21 protein-coding genes are annotated in these 20,768 nt (G+C 70.2%); 8 read left to right on the top strand and 13 right to left on the bottom strand.

What is annotated here, in order from left to right; genetic code table 11:
- The first annotated feature begins 12 nt into the window (after positions 1 to 12).
- Positions 13 to 1,146 carry a sensor histidine kinase gene (locus tag ETD85_RS01475; RefSeq protein ID WP_138687738.1) on the top strand — a complete coding sequence of 378 codons (1,134 nt, stop codon included), beginning with the start codon at positions 13 to 15 and terminating at the stop codon, positions 1,144 to 1,146.
- Positions 1,147 to 1,196: 50 nt separating this feature from the next.
- Positions 1,197 to 1,844: a response regulator gene (locus tag ETD85_RS01470; RefSeq protein WP_138687834.1), complete on the top strand. Its 648-nt coding sequence runs from the start codon at positions 1,197 to 1,199 to the stop codon at positions 1,842 to 1,844.
- Between the two features lie 27 nt (positions 1,845 to 1,871).
- Here the strand turns inward: ETD85_RS01470 and ETD85_RS01465 are convergent, their stop codons facing one another.
- Genes ETD85_RS01465 through ETD85_RS01445 form a run of 5 tightly spaced genes read right to left on the bottom strand, consistent with a single transcriptional unit; the run spans position 1,872 to position 7,477 of the window.
- Positions 1,872 to 2,876, bottom strand: coding sequence for an ABC transporter ATP-binding protein (locus tag ETD85_RS01465; protein WP_138687737.1), 1,005 nt, complete (start codon positions 2,874 to 2,876; stop codon positions 1,872 to 1,874).
- The gene (locus ETD85_RS01460; RefSeq protein ID WP_138687736.1) at positions 2,873 to 3,847 is read right to left on the bottom strand and encodes an ABC transporter ATP-binding protein; all 975 of its coding nucleotides are present in this window, start codon (positions 3,845 to 3,847) and stop codon (positions 2,873 to 2,875) included. The genes ETD85_RS01465 and ETD85_RS01460 overlap by 4 nt, the downstream gene beginning before the upstream one ends.
- Complete coding sequence (locus ETD85_RS01455) at positions 3,844 to 4,725, bottom strand: ABC transporter permease (protein ID WP_138687735.1); 882 nt, start codon at positions 4,723 to 4,725, stop codon at positions 3,844 to 3,846. Before ETD85_RS01455 ends, ETD85_RS01460 begins: the two co-directional genes overlap by 4 nt.
- Positions 4,722 to 5,774, bottom strand: coding sequence for an ABC transporter permease (locus ETD85_RS01450; protein WP_138687734.1), 1,053 nt, complete (start codon positions 5,772 to 5,774; stop codon positions 4,722 to 4,724). The genes ETD85_RS01455 and ETD85_RS01450 overlap by 4 nt, the downstream gene beginning before the upstream one ends.
- Positions 5,771 to 7,477, bottom strand: a complete 1,707-nt coding sequence (locus ETD85_RS01445) for an ABC transporter substrate-binding protein (RefSeq protein WP_240778753.1) — start codon at positions 7,475 to 7,477, stop codon at positions 5,771 to 5,773. Before ETD85_RS01445 ends, ETD85_RS01450 begins: the two co-directional genes overlap by 4 nt.
- 256 nt (positions 7,478 to 7,733) lie before the next feature.
- Between ETD85_RS01445 and ETD85_RS01440 the strand changes: the two genes are divergently transcribed.
- Complete coding sequence (locus ETD85_RS01440; protein ID WP_138687732.1) at positions 7,734 to 8,096, top strand: ribosomal maturation YjgA family protein; 363 nt, start codon at positions 7,734 to 7,736, stop codon at positions 8,094 to 8,096.
- An 18-nt stretch (positions 8,097 to 8,114) separates the two neighbouring features.
- On the opposite strand, the gene ETD85_RS01435 is transcribed toward ETD85_RS01440, so the two are convergent.
- On the bottom strand, positions 8,115 to 8,378 hold the full coding sequence (locus ETD85_RS01435; protein WP_138687731.1) for a heavy-metal-associated domain-containing protein: 264 nt from the start codon (positions 8,376 to 8,378) through the stop codon (positions 8,115 to 8,117).
- A 117-nt stretch (positions 8,379 to 8,495) separates the two neighbouring features.
- Between ETD85_RS01435 and ETD85_RS01430 the strand changes: the two genes are divergently transcribed.
- Positions 8,496 to 9,041, top strand: coding sequence for a type 1 glutamine amidotransferase domain-containing protein (locus ETD85_RS01430; protein ID WP_138687730.1), 546 nt, complete (start codon positions 8,496 to 8,498; stop codon positions 9,039 to 9,041).
- Positions 9,042 to 9,208: 167 nt separating this feature from the next.
- Positions 9,209 to 10,738 carry an amino acid permease gene (locus ETD85_RS01425; RefSeq protein WP_138687729.1) on the top strand — a complete coding sequence of 510 codons (1,530 nt, stop codon included), beginning with the start codon at positions 9,209 to 9,211 and terminating at the stop codon, positions 10,736 to 10,738.
- Between the two features lie 44 nt (positions 10,739 to 10,782).
- Here the strand turns inward: ETD85_RS01425 and ETD85_RS01420 are convergent, their stop codons facing one another.
- The 3 genes from ETD85_RS01420 to ETD85_RS01405 form a co-directional block, all read right to left on the bottom strand.
- On the bottom strand, positions 10,783 to 12,312 hold the full coding sequence (locus ETD85_RS01420) for an alpha/beta fold hydrolase (protein ID WP_138687728.1): 1,530 nt from the start codon (positions 12,310 to 12,312) through the stop codon (positions 10,783 to 10,785).
- A 454-nt stretch (positions 12,313 to 12,766) separates the two neighbouring features.
- A complete protein-coding gene (gene lipB, locus ETD85_RS01410) occupies positions 12,767 to 13,402 on the bottom strand; it encodes a lipoyl(octanoyl) transferase LipB (protein ID WP_138687727.1) in 636 nt (211 codons plus the stop codon).
- Between the two features lie 74 nt (positions 13,403 to 13,476).
- Positions 13,477 to 14,193 (bottom strand): TetR/AcrR family transcriptional regulator, encoded by a 717-nt coding sequence (locus tag ETD85_RS01405; RefSeq protein WP_240778751.1) that lies wholly within the window; start codon positions 14,191 to 14,193, stop codon positions 13,477 to 13,479.
- An 86-nt stretch (positions 14,194 to 14,279) separates the two neighbouring features.
- Here ETD85_RS01405 and ETD85_RS01400 point away from each other — a divergent pair, with 86 nt between their 5' ends.
- On the top strand, positions 14,280 to 15,704 hold the full coding sequence (locus ETD85_RS01400; RefSeq protein ID WP_240778750.1) for an MFS transporter: 1,425 nt from the start codon (positions 14,280 to 14,282) through the stop codon (positions 15,702 to 15,704).
- On the top strand, positions 15,701 to 16,063 hold the full coding sequence (locus ETD85_RS01395) for a nuclear transport factor 2 family protein (protein ID WP_138687726.1): 363 nt from the start codon (positions 15,701 to 15,703) through the stop codon (positions 16,061 to 16,063). Before ETD85_RS01400 ends, ETD85_RS01395 begins: the two co-directional genes overlap by 4 nt.
- 50 nt (positions 16,064 to 16,113) lie before the next feature.
- Here ETD85_RS01395 and ETD85_RS01390 read toward each other — a convergent pair whose 3' ends face one another.
- The 3 genes from ETD85_RS01390 to pnuC form a co-directional block, all read right to left on the bottom strand.
- A complete protein-coding gene (locus ETD85_RS01390; protein WP_138687725.1) occupies positions 16,114 to 17,250 on the bottom strand; it encodes an STAS domain-containing protein in 1,137 nt (378 codons plus the stop codon).
- Between the two features lie 179 nt (positions 17,251 to 17,429).
- Positions 17,430 to 18,542 (bottom strand): AAA family ATPase, encoded by a 1,113-nt coding sequence (locus ETD85_RS01385; RefSeq protein WP_138687724.1) that lies wholly within the window; start codon positions 18,540 to 18,542, stop codon positions 17,430 to 17,432.
- Positions 18,539 to 19,132 carry a nicotinamide riboside transporter PnuC gene (gene pnuC / locus ETD85_RS01380; protein ID WP_240778748.1) on the bottom strand — a complete coding sequence of 198 codons (594 nt, stop codon included), beginning with the start codon at positions 19,130 to 19,132 and terminating at the stop codon, positions 18,539 to 18,541. Before pnuC ends, ETD85_RS01385 begins: the two co-directional genes overlap by 4 nt.
- Positions 19,133 to 19,389: 257 nt before the next feature.
- Here pnuC and ETD85_RS01375 point away from each other — a divergent pair, with 257 nt between their 5' ends.
- On the top strand, positions 19,390 to 19,794 hold the full coding sequence (locus ETD85_RS01375; protein WP_138687722.1) for a hypothetical protein: 405 nt from the start codon (positions 19,390 to 19,392) through the stop codon (positions 19,792 to 19,794).
- 721 nt (positions 19,795 to 20,515) lie between these two features.
- On the opposite strand, the gene ETD85_RS64390 is transcribed toward ETD85_RS01375, so the two are convergent.
- Positions 20,516 to 20,768, bottom strand: a 253-nt coding sequence (locus ETD85_RS64390) for a hypothetical protein (protein WP_206058017.1), incomplete at its 5' end; no start/stop codon positions are given.

The following is a 20,768-nucleotide window of genomic DNA, read 5'->3' as shown; positions in this document are numbered from 1 at the left end:
TACGCTGTGCCCATGCGGTTCGTTCTGCTCGGCGCCGGTGTGGGCGCGCTCTCCCTGCTCGTGGTGCACGGGCAGGCCGGGGTGCGGTCGAGCCTGCCGCTGCCCGTGCTGGTCGCGGTCGCCGCGTTGGCGGGCGTGGCCGCCTGGCGGGCGCAGCGGTCCTGGTGGCCGCTGGCCGCCGTGGGCGCCGCCGCCTACGTCTGGCTGGTGATGTGGCCGCCGCTGCTGGTCGCCTCCTTCTTCGCCGGTACGGCCCTGCGCAGGGCCCGCGACCTGGCCGCGTACGCCGGCGGCGCCGTGGTCGTGGTCGGGCTGTCCGCGCTGGTGGGCCTGGTCCAGGGCGGCGAGCACGAGGTGGCCACGGCCACGCTCGGCAACACGGTGCTGATGGCGCTGGCGATGATCGGGCTGCCGCTGGTGCTGGGGCTCTGGTACCGGGCCAGGCGCGAGGTCCTGGAGGCGGCCAGGGAGCGGGCCGAGCGGCTGGAGCGCGAGCAGGTCATGCGCGCCGAGCAGGCCAGGGCGCAGGAGCGGGCCCGGATCGCCAGGGAGATGCACGACGTGGTCGCGCACCGGGTCTCGCTGATCGTGCTGCACGCGGGGGCGCTGGAGGTGCGCGCGGGCGACGAGGAGACGGTACGCGCCGCGGCCCTGATCGGCGGCATCGGGCGCGAGGCGCTGACGAACCTGCGCGACGTGCTCGGCGTCCTCCGCGCGCCCCGGCCGGAGGACGCCTCCCCGGCGGAGGAAGGGGCGCTGCGACCGCCGCCCACGCTCGGGGACCTCGACCGGCTGCTCGACCAGTCCCGTGCTCTGGGCATCCCGGTGACCAGGCATGACGAGGGCGCGGCGCGGCCCGTCGAGGCGACCGTGGAGCGGACGGCGTACCGGGTGGTGCAGGAGGCGCTCACCAACGTGCACAAGCACGCCGGGAACGCCGGCACGGACGTCCGCATCCGCTACCGGGGCGACGAGCTGGAGGTCGAGGTGCGCAACGAGAGGCCGGCCGGGCCGCGCGAGGAGCTGCCGGGCGCGGGCTGGGGCCTGGTGGGGCTGCGCGAGCGGGTCGAGCTGCTCGGCGGCACGCTGCGGACCAGCGCGCAGGACGGCGGCGGCTTCCTGGTCCACGCGAGGATCCCGGCATGACCGCGGCGCCCGGCCACGGTCCGGACACCGCGCCCGCCCGGGGATCCGGCCTGATCCGGGTGCTCCTGGTGGACGACGAGGAGCTCGTCCGGTCGGGGCTGCGGCTGATCCTGGAGGCCTCGGGTGACATCGCGATCGCCGGTGAGGCCCGCGACGGCGCGGAGGCCGTCTCCGCCGTGCGGCGGCTGCGGCCCGACGTCGTGCTGATGGACGTGCGGATGCCCGGCCTCGACGGGCTGAGCTCCGCCGCCCGCATCCTGTCCGGCCAGGACCCGCCCAAACTGGTCATGCTCACCACGTTCGACCTGGACGAGTACGTGCACGAGGCGCTCCGCCTGGGCGCGGTCGGGTTCCTGCTCAAGGACACCCCGCCGCGCGAGCTGGCCGCCGCCGTCCGCACGGTGGCGGGCGGCCAGGCCATGCTCTCCCCCTCGGTCACCAAGCGCCTGCTCGACTCGTACGCGAACCGCGCCCCGTCACGGGCCGAGGCCGCCCGCAAGCAGCTCGCCGCGCTCACCGGGCGGGAGGAGGACGTGATCAGGGCGCTGGCCCGCGGCCTGTCCAACGCCGAGATCGGCCGCGAGCTGCGCCTCACGGAGGCCACGGTGAAGGCCCACGTCAGCCGCGTCCTGGCCAAGCTGGGCCTGGCCAACCGGGTCCAGGCGGCCATCCTGGTCCACGACGCGGACCTCGCCTGACGCTCAGCCCGTGAGCACGACTGGCGCTCAGCCCGTGAGCTCTGCGTAGTGGCAGGCCGCCTGGGGGCCGGGCACGGCCGGCAGGACGCTCAGCGGCTCCGACCTGCACTTGCCGTCCACCCCCGCCTCGGCCGCCCGCCCGGAGGCGAGCACCTGGCAGCGGGCGTGGAAGCGGCAGCCGCCGGGGATCCGGGTCGGGTCCGGCGGCTCGCCGGTCAGCACCACCCGCTCGGGAGACTCCGGCAGCACCGACATCAGCGCCTGCGTGTACGGGTGCCGCGGCGCGGTCAGCACCTGCTCCACGGGCCCGGACTCGACGATCCTGCCCAGGTACATCACGGCCACCCGGTCGGCGATGTTCCAGGCCAGCCCCAGGTCGTGCGTGACGACCAGCGCGGACAGCCCGAGATCCGCCCTGAGCTTGAGCATCAGGGCGAGGATCTCACCGCGTACGGAGGCGTCCAGCGAGGCCACCGGCTCGTCGGCGATCAGCACCTTCGGGTTCAGTGCCAGCGCCCCGGCGATCACCACGCGCTGCCGCTGCCCGCCGGACAGCTCGTGCGGGTAGCGCAGGAAGAACCGCTCAGGCGGCCGCAGCCCCGCCCTGGACAGGGCCTCGGCCACGACCTCCTGCTCGTCCGGCAGCCCGTGGATCCGCGGGCCCTCGGCGACGGCCTCGTACACCGTGTGCCGGGGGTTGAGCGAGCCCGTCGGGTCCTGGAGGACGAGCTGCACCTGCCGGCGATAGGCCTTGAGCGCCTTGGAGCGGTAGTCCAGCGCGGCGCCGCCGTAGCGGACCTCGCCGGAGGTGGGGCGTTCGAGGCCGAGCAGCGTGCGGGCCAGCGTGGTCTTGCCGCAGCCGGACTCGCCGACCAGGGCCACGATCTCGCCCGCGCCGATGCTCAGGTTCACGCCGTCCACGGCGCGGGCGCGGCGCCCGCGCGAGGAGAACTCCACGTGCAGGTCTCGCGCCTCCAGGAGGCTGGGCCGTGCGGTGGACACGGCCTCCTCCGTGGTCTGCGTCTCCGTCATGACGCCTCCTCCTTGGCCCGGACGTGCACGCAGGCGGCGGTGCGGTGCTCGCCCGCCGGCCACAGCTCGACGTCCAGGCTCGCGCATTCGTCCAGCGCCACCGGGCACCGCGGATGGAACGAGCACCCGCCGGGAAGCTGCATCGGATCGGGCGGGTCGCCGCCGAGCCCCTTGGGCGCGAGCCGCGACACCGGGTCGCCCACCGTCGGGAACGCCGCCGCCAGCGCCCTGCTGTAGGGGTGCTTGGCCTCGTGGAACACCTCGCCGGACGGGCCGAGCTCGACGACGCGGCCGGCGTACATGACCGCGAGCTGGTCGCACACGTCGGCGAGCACCGACAGGTCGTGCGAGATCATCAGCAGCGAGATGTCGTGCTCGGCCACCAGCTCCTTGATCAGCGTCAGGACCTGGGCCTGCACCATCACGTCGAGCGCGGTGGTCGGCTCGTCGGCGATGATCAGCCGGGGCGAGCAGGCCAGCGCCATCGCGATCATGACGCGCTGCCGCTGCCCGCCGGACAGCTCGTGCGGGAAGCTGCGGGCCCGCCAGGCGGGCATCCCGACCTGGTCGAGCAGCTCGGCCACCCGCTTGCGCGCGGCGTCCGGCCTGGCCAGGCCGTGCACCAGCAGCGGCTCGGCGATCTGGTCGCCGACCCGGCGCACCGGGTTGAGCCCGTGCTGGGCGCCCTGGAAGACGATCGAGGCCTCGGCCCACCGTACGGCGCGCATGCGGCCCCACTTCATGGTGAGCACGTCCTCGCCGTCGAGCAGGATCCGGCCGCCGACGCGCGCGTCCCGGGGCAGGAGCCGGAGCAGCGCCATGGCCAGGGTCGACTTGCCGGATCCTGACTCGCCGGCGACTCCGAGTGCCGCTCCGGAGTCGAGGGTCAGCGACACACCGCGTACGGCGGGCACCTCGCCCGAGGCGATGCGGTACGTCACGGACACGTCGTCAAGCTCGAGCAGACTCATGCGGCCCTCCGCAACCGGGGGTTGAGCACGGCCTCCAGAGCCCGGCCCACCAGGGTGAACGCCATGACGACGACGAGGATGGCGAGGCCGGGGATGATGATGTACCACCACGCGCCCTCTGTCGCCGCCCCGAAGTCGTAGGAGCCGCGCAGCATGGTCCCCCAGGAGGTCTTGTTCGCGCTGGCGCCGAGGAAGGCCAGCGTGGACTCGGTGACGATCGCGCTGGCCACCTCCAGCGTGGTGCTGGCCAGCAGCAGCGGCGCCACGTTGGGCAGGACGTGCCTGGTGGTGATGTGCCAGTGTCCGGCGCCGAGCGCCTTGGAGCGCTCGATGTACGGCCTGGCCTCGACGGCGAGCGTCTGGGCCCTGATCAGCCGGGCGGTCGACGGCCACGTCGTGACGCCGATCGCCATGATGATCGTGAACGTCGTACCGCCCAGGATGGCCGCCAGCACCAGCGCGGTGACCAGCGAGGGCAGCACCAGGAACCAGTCGGTGACGCGCATGAGCGCGCCGCCCAGCCAGCCGCGGAAGTGCCCGGCCGCGATGCCGACGACCATGCCGATCACGATGCTGAGCAGCGCGGCCAGGAAGCCGATGAGCAGCGACGTGCGCGAGCCCCACCAGATCATCAGCAGCAGGTTCCGGCCGGACTCGTCGGTGCCGAACGGGAAGGACAGGCTCGGCCCGTCGAACTCCTCGCCCGGCGCGTCCACGACGCTGGTCACGCCCTCGTCGATGAACAGCGGCGCGACCAGCGCCAGCACCACGGCGGCCACGAGGACGACCAGGCCGGCGACACCGGCGCGGTGGGTGCGGAAACCGGCCCAGAAGCGGGTCAGCGCGAGCCGCCTGCGGGTCGCGGCGACACTGGTCATGCCGACCTCACCCTCGGGTCGAGCATGTGGTAGACCACGTCGGCCAGCGTGTTCATCACGATCACCGCCACGGTGATCAGCATGAACGTGCCCTGCATGAGCGTGAAGTCCGGCACTCTGACCGCCTCGTAGAACAGCTGCCCCAGTCCGGGCCAGGTGTAGATCGTCTCCACGGTGACCGCGCCGCCGACCACGAAGCCGATGCGCATGAAGACCAGCGTCACCGTGGGCAGCAGGGCGTTGGGCACCGCGTGGCGGCGCCGTACCTCGTCATCGCGCAGGCCCTTGGCCCTGGCCACGGTGATGTAGTCCTGGCTGACCTCCTCCAGCAGCGAGGAGCGCATGACCAGGAGGTACTGGGCGTAGACCACGGCCACCAGCGTCAGGCACGGCAGGACCATGTGGGAGGCCACGTCCAGCACGTACGCGAAGCCGTCGGGCGCGTCCACGCTCTCGATGCCGCGGAAGGGGAAGATGCCCGGGATCGGCCCGATGCCGACGCCGAACACCATCATCAGCAGCAGTCCGAGCCAGAACGTGGGCACGGACCACAGCACCAGCGACGCGCCGGTGGAGAACCGGTCGAACCTGCTGCCGTGCCGCCAGCCCGCCCGCGTGCCCTGCCAGATGCCCAGGCTGACCGCGATGACCAGGCCCGTGCCGGCGAGCAGCAGCGTCGGGCCGAACCGCTCGCCGATGAGGTCGAGCACCGGCCGCTTGTACTCGTAGGAGACGCCGAGGTCGAGGCGGAGGGTCTTGCCGGCGAAGTCGAAGAACTGCTCGATCAGGGACTTGTCCAGGCCGAGGCGGTGGCGTTCGAGGTCGAGCTGGGCCGGGGTCATGTTGCGGCCCTGCGCCATGTTGCGGACCGGGTCGCCGGGCAGCAGCCGGAACAGGAAGAACGTGCCGACGATGACCATGGCGATGCTGAACAGCGCTCCACCGGCCTTCGACAGCGCGTAGCGCAGCGTGCCCCGGCCGGTGGAGTGCCCATCACCAGAGCCCGCCGCCTGGACGGCGGGCTCTGCTGCTTCTAGCGGTGTTGTCATTCGCGTTCGTCTGCGACGCTCTTGCGCCGCCTGGTCAGGAAGAAGACCACGAGTCCGATGACCACCACGCCACCGACGACGCCGGCGATGAGACCGGTGTTGGAGCCGCCCTCGCTGCTCGCACCGCTGGCGGCCGTGGCCTTGACGTCCACGGTGTAGAACGGCCAGTAGCCGCTGCCGCCGTACAGGAGGCCCTTGTCCTCGGGGATGGGCGTGATGCTGGTGATCCGGTCCTTGCGGTAGCCCTCAAGGTCGTTGGTGTAGTAGATCGCGATGATCGGAGCGTCGGTGTAGAGGCGCTCCTGCATCTGCTTGAGTATCTCCGCGCGCTTCGGCCGGTCGAGCTCCCCGAGCTGCTCCTTGTAGAGCTTCTCGAAGGTGTCGTCGCAGTAGAAGGACTCGGTGCCGCCGCCCTCGCCGCCGGGAGCCGGCCTGCGGCTGCACAGGTGCGTCGCCATGACCTCCTCGGGGTCGGGGTTGACCGACCAGCCGCTGATGGCGATGTCGAACAGGCCGGTGACGCCGGTCTCCTCGGTGAACTTGCTGGAGTCGAGCTTCTTGGTGGTCAGCGTGACGCCGATCTCCTTGAAGAAGCCCGTCAGGTATTCGGCGAGCTTGTCCTCGATCGGGGTGTCGGTGTGGATGCTGAAGCGGAACTCCAGCTTGCGCTTGCCGTCGGGCATCGTACGGACGCCGTCGGCGCCCTTCTTGTAGCCGGCGTCGTCGAGGAGCTTGTTGGCCTTGGCCGGATCGTAGGTGACCTTGGTGTCGCCGCTGGCCTCCCAGAAGAAGTCCTTGTACATCGGCGGCACGATCGAGCCGTCGGCCGGCTTGGCCAGGCCACTCTGGACCTCGGCGACCAGCTTCTGCTTGTCGATGGCGTAGTGCAGCGCCTGGCGGACCTTCACGTCCTTGAGCGCCGGGTGGCCGTCGCCGAGCGGCTTGTCGTCGTTGGTCGTCGCGCCGTGGTTGATCTGCAGGTAGGACGCGCGGCGGCCCTGGGTGTTCCACGCCTCGATGTTCGGGTCGTTCTGGATCGCCTGGAACTCCGGCGGGTTCAGCCGGCCGATCAGGTCGATGTCACCCTTCTTCAGCCCGGCGATCGCGGCCTGCGGGTTGTCGTAGAAGATGACCTGCAGCTCGTCGACCTTCGGCTTGCCCCGCCAGTAGTTGGGGTTGGCCTGCAGCTTGACGTACTGGTCCTTCTTGTGCTCGACCGCGATGTACGGGCCGCTGCTCACGGTCGGGTACTTCTCGGCGTCGTAGTTGGTCATGTCGGTGACCGACTCCCAGACATGCTTGGGCATGATCGGGACCGGGTTCTCCAGCATGGACGCCTGCGGGGACTTGAGCTTGATCGTCAGGTCCTGGCCGGCGGCCGTGACGCTCTCGAAGTTCTCCACCGCCGGACCGTTGGCCGTCTTGGCGGCCTCGTCCGTCATCATCTTGTTGAACGTCCAGGCGGCGTCGTCGGCCGTGACGGGCTTGCCGTCGGACCACTTCGCGGCGCGGATCTTGAACGTCCACGTGAGCCCGTCCGGCGACGTGGTCCACGACTCGGCCAGGTCCGGGCTGGGCTGCAGCGTCTTGGAGTCGGGCACTGTGAGGTAGCCGTACATCCAACGGTGGATCGACGTCGAGACCAGGCGGACCGCCAGGAACGGGTTCATGGAGTCCATCGACTGGGTCGCACCGACCCGCACGGTCTTCTTCCCCGCCGCAGGGTCCTGCGCAAGGGCAGCGCCAGTGCCCTGACCTGCTACTAATAGCGCGACGCCCAGCACAGCCAGGCGTGCGAACCATTTCCTCATCAAGTGCCTCACCTTCAGGCGGGGGGTTCCTGTGTAGAGAAAGGCACACCATACGGAGACCGCGTGTCAACGCGTGGCGGAAAATTGTTTCATTCTCGTTTCCTTTTGCGGTGTAAATTTTCAGTACCCTTGGCACTATCGTGATCAGATGTCCCGCCTGCCTGTCTTCTTGGCCGCGGCCCTGACCGTCGTCCTCGGGGTGGGGGTTCGGCTGCTCTGGGACGGGCCTGTGGCGAAATACGCAGGTGACGCCCTCTATACCGTATTGATCTACACCCTCGTCGTGCTCGTCCTGCCCGGGGTGCGACCGTGGGCGGCGGCTCTGACGGCGACCGGGCTGAGCTGGGCGATCGAGTTCGCCCAGCTCTGGGAGATCCCCGCGCTGCTGCGGCCGGTGCTCGGCAGCACGTTCAACCCGCCCGACCTGCTCTGGTACGCCGTCGGCGGCGCCGCCGCATGGGCCGCGCACGCCCGCCGGCTCAGGCGGCGACCGGCCGTCCCGGAGGGCTGAGCGCGCGTCAACCGCACATCAGTGGCAGCCGCCCGAGCCGCAGCACGAGCCGCCGGCCTGCGGGAGCAGCTCGACCTGGCCGGCCAGCTCGTAACCGGCCTCGACCACCGCCGCGTCGATCACCGTGCGGTCGAGGGGCTCCTGGCTGGTCACGGTCACGGCCCCGGACGCGAGGTCCACCTCCACGCCGCTCACCCCGGCCACCTTGCCGACCTCCTCGGTCACGGAGCTGACGCAGTGGCCGCAGGTCATGCCCTCAACCTGGTACGTCGTCACAGTCATGCCGCACTCCTCACTCTCGTTACTCCTGCCGCAGACTATACCCCCTGGGGGTAAAGGTGCATAGATCGGGTCTCGCCGGTTAGGGGGGTGAGAACACGCATCCCAAGGGGAGTTCACATGTTGAACGGCAAAACCATCGCATTCCTGGTCGCTCCCGAGGGAGTGGAGCAGGTCGAGCTCACGGAGCCCTGGAAGGCGGTCAAGCAGGCGGGCGGGACACCCAAGCTGGTCTCCACCAAGCCCGGCCAGATCCAGGGGTTCAACCACCTGGACAGAGCCGACAAGTTCGCCGTCGACGAGACGGTGGACGGCTCGGATCCGGCCTCCTTCGACGGGCTCGTCCTCCCCGGAGGCGTCGCCAACCCCGACTTCCTCCGTACGGTGCCGGCCGCCGTGCAGTTCACCCGGGCCTTCTTCGACTCGGGCAAGCCGGTGGCCGCCATCTGCCACGCGCCGTGGACCCTGATCGAGGCGGACGTCGTGCGCGGCCGCACCATCACGTCGTGGCCCAGCCTGCGGACGGACCTCGGCAACGCCGGGGCGACCTGGGTGGACAAGGAGGTCGTGATCTGCACCGCAGGGCCGAACATGCTGGTCAGCAGCCGCAAGCCGGACGATCTCAAGGCTTTCTGCCAGGCCGCCCTCGACGCGTTCTCGGCGTAACCGCTCGCGGCGGCCCGCACGTGCGGGCCGCCGGGCCGGGCGGCCCGCACGGGCCACCAGCACCCCTGACGAGATCGAAACTCGTCTGTAACGCCTTGTCCCCTGGAAAGAAATGGTCTAGACGTAGACCAAATGGAGCGTCCTCCGCGCCCCCCAGGGAGACCTCAATGACCACTGAAGAGGATTCCAGGCGACTCGCCGAGCTCGGCTACAAGCAGGAGCTGGCCCGCACCTGGAGCGGTTTCTCCAACTTCGCGATCTCCTTCTCCATCATCTCGATCCTCGCCGGCTGCTTCACCACATTCGGACAAGCCTGGAACAACGGTGGCCCCATCGCCATCTCCTGGGGCTGGCCGTTGATCTCCGTCTTCATCTTGATCATCGGTTTCTGCATGTCGGAGCTGGTCTCGGCATACCCGACGGCCGGCGGCATCTACTGGTGGGCCGCCAAGCTGGGCAAGCCGATCCACGGCTGGTTCACCGGCTGGCTCAACCTGGTCGGCCTCATCGCCGTCACCGCCTCCGTCGACTACGGCTGCGCGACCTTCCTCAACATCACACTCATGCGCCTGACCGGCGGCGGGTGGGAGGGCACGCTCACCCAGGCGTTCGTGCTGTTCGTGATCGTGCTCGCGCTGCACGCCCTGATCAACATCTTCAGCCACCGGCTGATCTCGCTCCTGCAGAACGTCTCGGTCTGGTGGCACGTCGCCGGCGCGGCGATCATCGTCGCCATCCTGATCTTCGCGCCGAGCGACCACCAGTCGCTCGGCTTCGTCTTCACCGGCACCAACAACGCCTCCGGCTTCGGCGACGGCTCCGACGGGCTGCCCTTCTGGCTGTACGTGCTGCCGCTCGGCTTCCTGCTCACCCAGTACACGATCACCGGCTTCGACGCCTGCGCGCACGTGTCGGAGGAGACGCAGGGCGCGGCCAAGAGCGCGGCGCGCGGCCTGTGGCAGTCGATCTTCTACTCGGCGATCGGCGGCTGGGTCCTGCTGCTGGCGTTCCTGTTCGCGGCGACGAACGTGGACGAGATTAACAAACAGCAGGGGTTCGTCGGCGCCATCTTCGAGACGGCCGTGTCGTCCCCGCTGGCCACGGCGATCTTCGCGATCTCCACCATCGGCCAGTTCTTCTGCGGGATGAGCTGCGTGACGTCGATGTCGCGGATGACGTACGCGTTCTCGCGTGACGGCGCGGTCCCCGGCTGGCGGCTGTGGTCGAGGGTCGACCGCAACCGCACGCCGGTCAACGCGATCATCGCGGGCTGCGTCGTGGCCGCCCTGATCACCCTGCCCGCGCTCTACGCCCCTCCCGGGTTCACCACGCCGGTCGCCTTCTACGCCGTCGTGTCGATCGCGGTCATCGGGCTCTACCTGGCGTTCCTGATCCCGATCTGGCTCCGGCTGCGCATGGGCGACAAGTTCCAGGCCGGCCCGTGGACGCTCGGCAGGAAGTACAAGGTCCTGTGCTGGATCGCCTGCGTCGAGATCGTGATCGTCTCGATCTACTTCATCATGCCGTTCTCGCCGGCCGGCGTGCCGGGCAACGCGGACTTCGCCTGGACTTCGGTCAACTACGCGCCGATCGCGGTGGGCGTCGTGATCATCGGCATCGCGCTGTGGTGGGCGCTGTCGGCAAGGCACTGGTTCACGGGGCCCCGCCGCACGATCGACGAGGTCCCCATCCCGTGAGAGCCATGGGTACGGCTCGCGCGAGCCGTACCCATGACCTCGTACTAGCCGGAGACGCCCCAGGACAGGGAGTCCGACGGCCAGGTCCGCGTCTGCGGCTGCCGCTTGAGCACGCTCTCCTCAGGGGTGCCCACGGCGCAGCGGGTGCCCTGCGGCGGCACCTTCAGCGAGATCAGGTACTCGTCGATGATGTCCGTCTGGCACTTGTCCTTGCCGTAGATGCGGTGTCCCCAGCCCTCGTACGTGACCAGCACGGCCTTGGCGCCGAGCTGCTCGGCCACGTTGGCCGACCAGCTGAGCGGCGTGGCGGGGTCGTGCATCGAGCTCCCCAGCAGGATCGGCGCGCTGCCGGTGTAGCGCAGGCGGTGCGGCGGGTTGGTGGGGGCGGAGTTGAGGCAGATCGGCAGGTCGTCGATCGGGTACGGGTGGTACTTCATGTCGGGCGCGAGCCGCGCCGAGCTGTACTTGAGCGCCGCGTACTCCCAGTAGCCGCGCACCCGGAGGTTGTAGTCCTGGCACAGGATGCGGGTGGGCAGCTGGGCGACCTCACCCTCCACCGGCTGCCGGCCCGGCAGCGGCGGCAGCCACTCCGGCGGCGTCCCGCCCGCCAGGGTGTTGATGACCTCGCTCAGCAGGTGCCAGTCCGGCCCCTCGTTGCCCAGCACGCCGTTGTAGATGACCTGCAGCTCGGTCATCGGGCGGTCCGTCACGCCCGGGTAGTACAGCTCGCCGCGCCGCGCCTTGGCCAGCAGGTCCTTCCAGATCGCCCGGATGTCCTTGCCGTGCAGGACGCAGCTGGTGTCGTTGTCGCACCAGGTGACGAACTCGTCGAACCCGTCCTCGGCGGCGACCGCCTCGGTGTCCAGGAAGCCCTTGACGCCGAGGCTGTGGTCCATGTTGCTGTCGAGCGCGAGTGCCCGGACCCGGTCGGGGAACAGCTCGGCGTACATCTGGCCGATCAGGGTGCCGTACGAGATGCCGTAGTAGGTGAGCTTGTCCTCGCCGAGCGCGGCGCGGAGCGCGTCCATGTCCCGTGCGACGTCGACCGAGTCGACGTGGTCGTACAGGGGGCCGGTACGGGCCCGGCAGTCCTTGTGCAGCTTCTTGGTGAAGAGGTTCCAGGCGTCGTAGTCGGCCTGGCTCGCCATGACGGTGTGCGGCATCTGGTTGTACACCGACGCCGAGCAGATCACCGGGTGGCTGCGGCCCACGCCCCGGGGATCGAAGCCGACGATGTCGAAGCGCCGCTGGAGCTCCTCGGTGTAGGAGCCGGGAGCGCCGTAGACGGCCTCCACGCCGGACCCGCCGGGGCCGCCCGGGTTGATCACCAGCGACCCGACGCGGGCGGCGGGGTCGGTGGCCTTGCGCCGCGCGATGGCCAGCTCGATGGAGGGGCCGTCCGGCTTGGCCCAGTCGATCGGCACGGCCAGCTTGCCGCACTCGGCGGAGGGCTCCTCCTCGCAGGGCGCCCAGGTGATGGCGGCGTCCTCGGCCTCCGCGGCGGCGGTCGGAACAGGTAAGAGCGTGGCCAGCGCCACGAATGCGGCAGCGAACAGAGACGTCCTTTTTCGCATTTTGCTCCAATCAGCGATCGGTGCACCCCCGTGGGCACGCGACCGTGCTTGATCATTCCTGCTCGGCGGCACGGATGGAGCAAAATTTGAAAATTTCTGTCATGTCGTTCGACGACAGCTGTGCGACTGCACGTGCGTCCGCGATGGTAGAGGCGCTGCGTTCACGCTCCGCACCTGCTCGATGTGGAGGTCCTTTCGACGCTGCGAGGATTGACGCTCAGGCGGCACGCGTGTGGGAGCTGCGCCATAACTACACGGCTTACGAGGCCGCCTGTCTCGCACTCGCCGAGGCGCTGGAAGCACCCCTCTACACCTGCGACGGCAAGCTCGTCGGCAACGGTCACGACGCCGACGATGCAGGTGTTTCCACGCGGCTAGGATCCAGCGATGCGGCACATCCACATCGCCTGGGGACGACCGATTTCCCGGCTCGTGCCGCGAAAGCAAAAGGCCGTCAGGACGCCTCGAACGCCTCCGCGACGGTCGCGCGCACCTCGCCCATGGATGCGGTTTCCAGCTCGCGCTTGACCGACGTCATGTCCACGTCCGGCATCCCGCAGGCGACGGCCCAGTCCCACGGCGTCAGGTCGCCGTCGACGTTGAGCGCGAACCCGTGGCTCGTGACGCCCCGGCTCTGCCGCATCCCGATCGAGACGATCTTGCGCCCGCTCTCGGAGGTCCAGACCCCGGTCAGCAGCTCGGACCCGGGCGGCGTGTCGCGGCGCTCGGCCGGCAGCCCGAGCTTGCCCAGCGCCTCGACCATGCGCAGCTCCACCTCGCGCACGTAGTCGACGATGCCCTCGTCCTCGGCCAGCTTGACGATGAGGTAGCCGACGAGCTGGCCCGGCCCGTGGTAGGTGAGCTGGCCGCCCCGGCCCGTCTCCAGGACGGGGATGCCCCGGGAGGGGTCGGGCAGGTGAGCGATCGGCGTGCGGCGCCCGATCGTGTAGACGGACGGATGGCTGAGCAGCCAGAGCGTGTCCGGCCGCTCGTCCCGTTGGCGCTGGCCGACGAGGTCGGTCATGCGCTCCATCGCCTGGTCGTAATCGACGAGCTCATCCTGGATCAGCGTCAGCGGCCTTGCCCTCATCCTTCGAGGATAAGTCGCCTCCATGACAGCGACGCACACGCACCCGGCGCCGGCCAGGCAGCCGGGCAAGCCGCTCAGCCTCGCCCGGCGGGAGAGAGCCCGAGCGAGGCGATCAGGTCGCTCATCTCGTCGCGGTAGAGCTCGTCGGCATCGTGGGTGAGCCCGCGCAGGTGGCCGTAGATCTCCAGGGCGACCAGTCCGTGCATGCGGCCCCACACGCGTAGTGTCAGCGCGACGGCGGCCGGCGGCAGGCCGGGGAACAGGCTCTGGATCGTCCCGGCCAGGCCCGCGTCGAAGTCGGACCACGCGTAGTCGCCGCCCGCCCGCTGCCCCGCGACCGGCCAGGCCGCCGCGACCAGGCCGGTGAGCCCGGTGCAGGCGCGATGCTCGGCCTCCTTGGCCGGCCCCTCCTCCGGCGCCTGGTAGCCGGCCACCGCATCACCGTAGATCAGCCGGAACCCTTCCGGATTGGCCAGCGCCCACTCTCGTACGGTCTGCGCCCAGGCCAGGATCCGCCCGCCCGCGTCCTCGGCCGGCACGGCGTCCCGCGCGGCCTCCGCCTCGTCCACGAGAGCTGTGTAGAGGTCGCCGATGAGCGTGGTGACCAGGTCGTCGCGGGTGGGGAAGTAGCTGTAGATCGCCCCCGCGGTCATGCCCATCTCGCGGGCGATGGCCCGCAGGGAGATGGCGTCGGGACCGCCCTCGGCCATGAGCTTGAGCGCGATCGCCTTGATCTCCGCCGTCGTTTGCATCCGCAGCCGGTCGCGCCTGCTCGTCGTCTGGTCTCCCACCCTTGACACTCTACAGCGTTAGGCTACTGTCTTCCATGCAAGTATTGAACACCGTGTAGAAACTAAGCAATGCATAGGAATCGTTCGTGACCTCTGCAATCTCCCGGGCCCCCAGCCGCAGGGACCGCCCGGGTCCAAAGCTGGCGCTGCTGGCATTCACGCAGCTCATCGTGGCTCTCGACTACAACATCGTGTACGTGGCACTGCCCGATATCGGCGCGGCACTGGGCTTCAGCGCACAGTCCGTGCAGTGGGTGGTCAGCGCCTACGCCATCGGACTGGGCGGGCTGCTGCTGCTCGGCGGCCGGATCGTGGACAAGCTCGGTCCCCGCGGGGTCTTCGTGACCGGTCTCGCGCTCTACGGCGTCGCCTCGCTGGCCGGGGGCCTGGCCACGCACGCCGGCCTGCTGATCGCCGCCCGCGCCGTCCAGGGCGCCGGCGGCGCCCTGCTCACCCCGGCCACGCTCGCGCTCATCTACCGCGGCTTCGCCGAAGGCCCGCTGCGCAACCGGGCGCTGGGCGCGTGGGGCATGGCGGGCAGCGCGGGCCTGGCGGCCGGGTCCCTGCTGGGCGGCGTGCTGACCAGCTACCTGGGCTGGGAGTGGGTCTTCTTCGTGAACGTCCCGCTGGCCGCCGGCGCCGCGCTGGCCGCGCTCCGGCTGCTGCCCGCCGACCCGCGCCGCTCGTCCCGTCTGGCCGGGTTCGACGTGCCAGGCGCGGTGCTGGCCACGGCCGGCGCCACGCTCCTGGTCCTCGGCCTGGCCGGCGGGCCCGAGGCGGGATGGGCGACCGTACGCGGGGCCGGGTCGCTGGTCGCCGGCGCGGCGCTGCTGGGCCTGCTCCTGCTGGTCGAGTCACGCAGCCGGGATCCGCTCATCCCCTTGCGGCTACTCCGGCAGCGCGGGCTCGCCACGACGATGGCCGTCATCGCCATCTTCCAGGCCACGCTCGGCGGCGGGTACTACGTGCTGACCTCCTACCTGCAGCCGGTTCTCGGCTACAGCGCTCTGCAGGCGGGGCTGACGTTCCTGCCCCTCACCCTGGTCTGCATGGCCGCCGCCATGAAGGCCGCCCCGGTGCTGCTAGGCCGCTGGGGGATCCGCACCACGCTCAGCGCAGGAATGTTCGGCACCGGCCTCGGCATCGCCGTACTGATCGCCGGCACCCCCATCGACGGCGGCTTCTGGACGCTCCTGCCCGGCAGCGTCATCTGGGGCTTCTTCGGCGGCGTCGCCTTCGTCGCCCTGTTCGCCGCGGCAGGAGCCGGGGTGGCGTCTCAGGAGCAGGGCGTCGCGTCGGGCCTGGCGAGCACGGCCAAGGAGGTCGGCGGCGCGATGGGCCTCGCGGTCTTCGTCGCCGTCGCCACCGCCGGCCTGACCGCCGCCCCGGCCTCTCCGCCGCAGGTGCTCAGCGGCCTGCAAGCGGCCGCGTGGGCGGCGGCGGCCGTCACCGCTCTCGGCGGCCTCATCGCCCTCCTCCTCAAGCCCTCCCAGGAAGGAACCTCCAGATGACCACCATCGACCAGCGAACCGAGCTAATCCTGAAATATCTGGACATCTGGAACGAGCGTGACGCGACCGCCCGGGAGTCCCTCATCAAGACCGTCTTCACCGAGGACGGGGTCTACTCCGACCCCGACCACGAGGCTCTGCGCGGCCCCGGCGAGCTCTCCGCAGCCATCTCCCGAGCCCAGGAGGGCTTCGGGGACATGGAGTTCAGCCTCGGCGCGCTGATCAACGCCCATCATGACACGGCGCTGTTCACCTGGCGGCTGGGCGCTCCCGGCTCCGGCACGGCGGTCGCCACCGGTTATGACGTCGTGGAGTTCAGCGGGCGGCAGATCCGGCGGGTGGTCGGCTTCTTCGTCTGACCGGCTCTCCCGAGCAGCTCGCCGACTGCTCGGGGACGACTGCGTGAGACTCAGTCGTCCTCTTCACCTGGTGACAGCTCGCGGGCCGGCTTCGGCGGTGGATCGTCCGCGGCGCCGCTTCGCTCCAGCGCCTCGAGCACCTTGCTCGGCTGGGTCATGTCGGCGCTGCGCTCCAGGTGAATGAGCTGGCGCTGGGTCAGCGTACGCACCGCCAGGCGGCCCGCGTCCTTGATGATGAGCACCGAGCCGACCAGCACCACTGCCTGCTCGGTGCCGTCGAGCGCCTGGATGAGGGTTGCCGCGGCCTGAGCCTGCACGCCGTCGTTCTGGGCCTGGACACCATGCAGGGCCCGTAGTTCGGCCGCTCGGCGAAGCTCCTCGGCGATCTCCTTGGCGTCCGCGGACATCGCGAGGTCCTTGGCCTTCAGGCGGAACCGGCGAAACCACGAGCCCTGCAGCGGCTCGGAATGCGGCGTCACCTCCCACCCGAACGCATCGCCGAGCTGCCGTAACGCCTCTTCCACCGCAGGCGCGCTGTCCGCATCTCCCAGGTAGGCGAAGCCTTCCTGGGTCCCTCTGGGCAGGAGCTCGTCCCGCAGGGCGGCCAGCACCTCCTCATCCGGCCCTTCCGACATCGCGGCCACGGCCGGATCCGGCTTCTCTGCCACCGGTCGGACATCGGCGAGCGCCTGCATGATCAGCGCCCGGGAGAACGCGTCCTTCAGCGGCTCGGCCGACGGCCGGTAGCCGAAGAAGGCAAGGAACGCTTTTTCGTACCCGTCGACGGGCCGCGCCTGCACCTTTGACGGGGGCCGTACTGATAAGAGCTCTGATATCCGGCGATCCGGCTCCAGAGCCGCGAGTGCCTGCTCCACGTCGGGCGAGGCGGGCAGCCCGATCTGGCGAGCTACGTAATGCGCGTGCGAGACCTCCGCCCCGCCGGCCATGGACACCCCTCCGCCGGCCGCACGCGCATCGAGCCACGCGCGCAGGATGAACCGCCAGCCACCCGGAGTGATGCGTTCCGCACCGGACAGGTCGAAGACAAGCCAGCGCCCGCTCTGCGCCAGGCGCGCGCCCAGCACCCGCGTGGCCTCCTCCGCCGCCCGATCGTCGACGACTCCGCGCAGCGCCACCACGATGACCCTCGGGCCGGCCATGGCTCCCTCCTTCGCGAGCGGCTTCATCCCGAAGATACGCTCCCCTATGCTGCGGGGCCCGGCGATCGGAAGACTCGGCGCCCATCAAGCGGCGTGGGGAACTGCGAGGTGTCATCGCGGCGGCTACACAACGGGCGGTGGCACACCGTATGAGGCGCACGCGGATGAGAGCCACGACCAGGCCGCGGCCGGGTGCCGGGCATCGGCTAGGAATGTCCCACCGATCGCGGGACGCCGGAGCGGCGTTCGGGGAGCGGGTCGGCGAGGTCCCAGCCCTTGGCCAGCAGCGCGTCGACGGCGGTGACAGCGGCCGTCAACCGCTGCTCGTGGGAGCCGCGGAGCCTGACGTAGGGACGTCCGGTGCGCTCCAGTTCGTCCAGGAAGCGTCCGGTCATCCATGGGCGGAGGTGTTCTCCGTCGCGCAGCCCGTCGTCCTCGAACGGGACGCCCTCATAGTCGGTCAGCAGCCACAGGTGCTGCCGCCCGCGGCTGGCGATCCGGGCCACTTCCGGATGGCTCCCGCCTACGTAGCGCTCGTGCCAGACGGTGGTGGCGAACGCGTCGGTGTCGCAGAACAGGACCGGGCTCCCCGACCGGGCAGCGGCGTCCTCGTCGCGCTCCTGACGCCGGGCGATGTGCGGGAAGTCATCGGAGGCGAGGGTGACGTCGGCCCACCGGGCGTCGGGCCGGGCGGCCCGCAGCGCCGCCAACCGCTCCGCGCTGAACGTTCGCCCGTACTCCGGCACCCACGTGGTGGCAGCCCACGGGCCGCCGCGGCGGCGGTAGTGCTCGGCGAGCGCGCGCGTCATGGTGGTGGTGCCGGAGGACTCCGCGCCCAGGACGACCACGCGGCGGGCGAGGCCCGCCCGGACCGCGGGCGCGAGGAAGTGCCAGGTGCCGGCCGGGTCGCGGCGCACCGCGGTGCTGGACACCGGCTGGGCGAGGCGCTCCGGGTCCACGCACACCGCCGTGGCGCCGAACCTCCTGCCGAGTTCCTCTCCGTAGTCCTCGGAAGTGAAGACCGCGTCGACCCGCTCGGGGACGGCCCGGCGGAAGACAGCCATGTGCGCGTCCCAGGCGGCCGGGTCGCCGGTGTCAACGGGGTGGTCGTCCACAGCGCCGACGACTCTGACCTCGGGATGGACGTCCCGCATCCAGGCGACCCGGTCGCCGAGCGGGATCGACTCGACGGTGGCCGCGCACACCAGTACGGTGAGCCGTTCACAGCGGGCCGCGGCGGTCGTCACGAGGTGGTGGTGGCCCGCGTGCGGCGGGTAGAACTTGCCGAGCACCAGGCCGTGGCCGAACCGCCGGGTCACTTGAGCGCCCCGGCCGGGGCGCTCGCCGCGAGCGCCATGTCACGCCGCCAGCCGCGCAGGCCGAGGACGCACAACGTCAGGAAGCCGACGTACAGGATCGCGGTCAGGTAGAGCTCCTTGTACGCATAAAGCGGTATGTAGACCAGGTCGGCGGCTATCCACAACCACCAGGACTCCAGCCGCTTGCGGCACTGGCCATAGGTGGCGGCCAGCGACAGGCACGTGGTGAGGGCGTCCCAGAAGGGCACGTTGGAGTCGGTCATCCGGGCCAGCAACACGGTCAGGACGGCGACGCCTGCGGCACCGGAGACGAGCAGCCAGATCCACTCGACGCGGCTGGTGCGGCGCACCGGGAGGACCCGGCCGGGGCCGCCCCCGCGCGCCCAGGTCCACCAGCCGTAGCAGGCCAGGGCGATGAAGACGACCTGCAGGCCGGCGTCGGCGTACAACTTGGCCTGGGTGAACAGGACGATGAAGAAGACGTTGTTGGCGATGCCGATGGGCCAGTTGGCGATGTGCTGGCTCGCCACGAGCCAGACGCACAGCGCCCCGGTGGCGAACCCGAGGATCTCGGTCCATGTGAGGCTCACACCCCACCCCCTTATGGTCAAAGTGACTCTAAGGGGTGTGGCGGGGTCGCGTCTCGGCGCTTTCCCGAAGTACGCGGCATCGGCGGGTTCGAGCACCCGCAGAGCTCCGCCGGCCAGTGGTGACCTGGGCATGTCAGCGACCACGTCAGTACGGCGACGGCCCGCTGTCAGCGCGGTCGGCGATGGTTAATGCCATGAGCGGTTCAGCACCTGGCCGCTCAACCGGATCTCGTAACTGTTCAGAGGAGCACACCACCATGTCGATCACCTTCACCGCCCAGGACCAGCTCACCCTGCGCACCGCCGCCTGGGGCGCCGTCTCGCTGATGTCCGCCGCCGGTGCCGCCGGCTCGGCGCACAAGGTCGCCACCGAGGGCTCCATCGCCCTGACCTCCGCGACCGGCCAGGTCGGACACGTGCTCAGCAAGGCCCCCAAGGGCGTGAAGTACGGCAAGACCGTGGCCGCGCTCGCCGACCAGGTACTGCCCGCTCTGACGGCGTCCATGACCCTGCTCAACCGGCAGGACCCGGCCGAGGCCGACAACTTCCGCCGCACGGTCAACGTCGCCATCGAGGCAGCCACCCGCCCCCAGCACCGCACGCCCAGCCCCACTCTGACCGAGATGGCCCGCAAGATCACCGAAGCGCTCGACGCCTCCTGATGAAACCCCGATCTTCCACCGCCCGTCGCGGGATCCTCCTCCGGATCCCGCGACGTCATGGCCAAAACCCACGAAATGGCAGATCGCCGACCGCTCAGTCAAATGAGTCCGGCCGCTGTCCGGCAGGATTTGGTAGATCTTTCTCCACAGTTCGCGTCCAATGAATTACCGACAGCGCCTCTCTGGCTTGGGCTTCACTCCGGGCAGAGCCGTCGATCACGCCTTCTGAGCCGCTTGACCTGCGGGAACATCCCGGTACGCTCGCCGTACCCACAGGCTTCCGGTTTAGCCTCATCAGTCCTTTATCGTCACTTTTGTCATGGTCTGCATGGGTAAATCCGGTCTCGTCCGGGAGGTCCCCGCTTTCCATGACGTCAGATATCCAGAAGTTCGTTGACGCGGCCTACATCTTGACCTCGTGGTACCAGACCACGGAGGCAGAGCCCGGCGCCGATCGGCCCCAAGACTCCAGCACCCACGTTGCTCAGGAACAGCCGGCCGACCGGCCCACCGGCACTCCGGACAACGCGGGCGGACCTAAGAGCGGGCCGCACACCGACACGGACGGCCGCCAGGACACTCAAGCGAAGCACCAGAGCTCGCATGGGAAAGGCTCGGACTCTCAAGATCTGGACCAGGGCTCTCCGGAGCAGCCGACCAACCCGTCGGCCACGGACCGAGACAGCACCAGCCAGAGCGGCCGGAACCAGAACGAATCCCATCAGACGGGCTCCCCCCACGAGGGTGCCGACCCGTCATCCGTGGCGACCCGTCCTGCACCAGAGCCGGCCCATGCCGCGGACACGCCGCCGAACGAGAGCGCACCCCCCTCCAGCACACCAACGGCCACGCCCACCTCAACGTCAGGCGGGCCGGCCGCCACGACTACTCCGCAACCCACTTCGGACACACCGACCCCGACGCCGTCACCCACCTCGACCCCCACGACGTCGAATTCGTTCTCCCCCACGCCC

Origin of the sequence: Nonomuraea zeae, assembly GCF_005889725.1 — a bacterium.
In the GTDB taxonomy this organism is placed as follows: domain Bacteria; phylum Actinomycetota; class Actinomycetes; order Streptosporangiales; family Streptosporangiaceae; genus Nonomuraea; species Nonomuraea zeae.
This window is presented reverse-complemented; position numbering and strand designations above follow the sequence as displayed.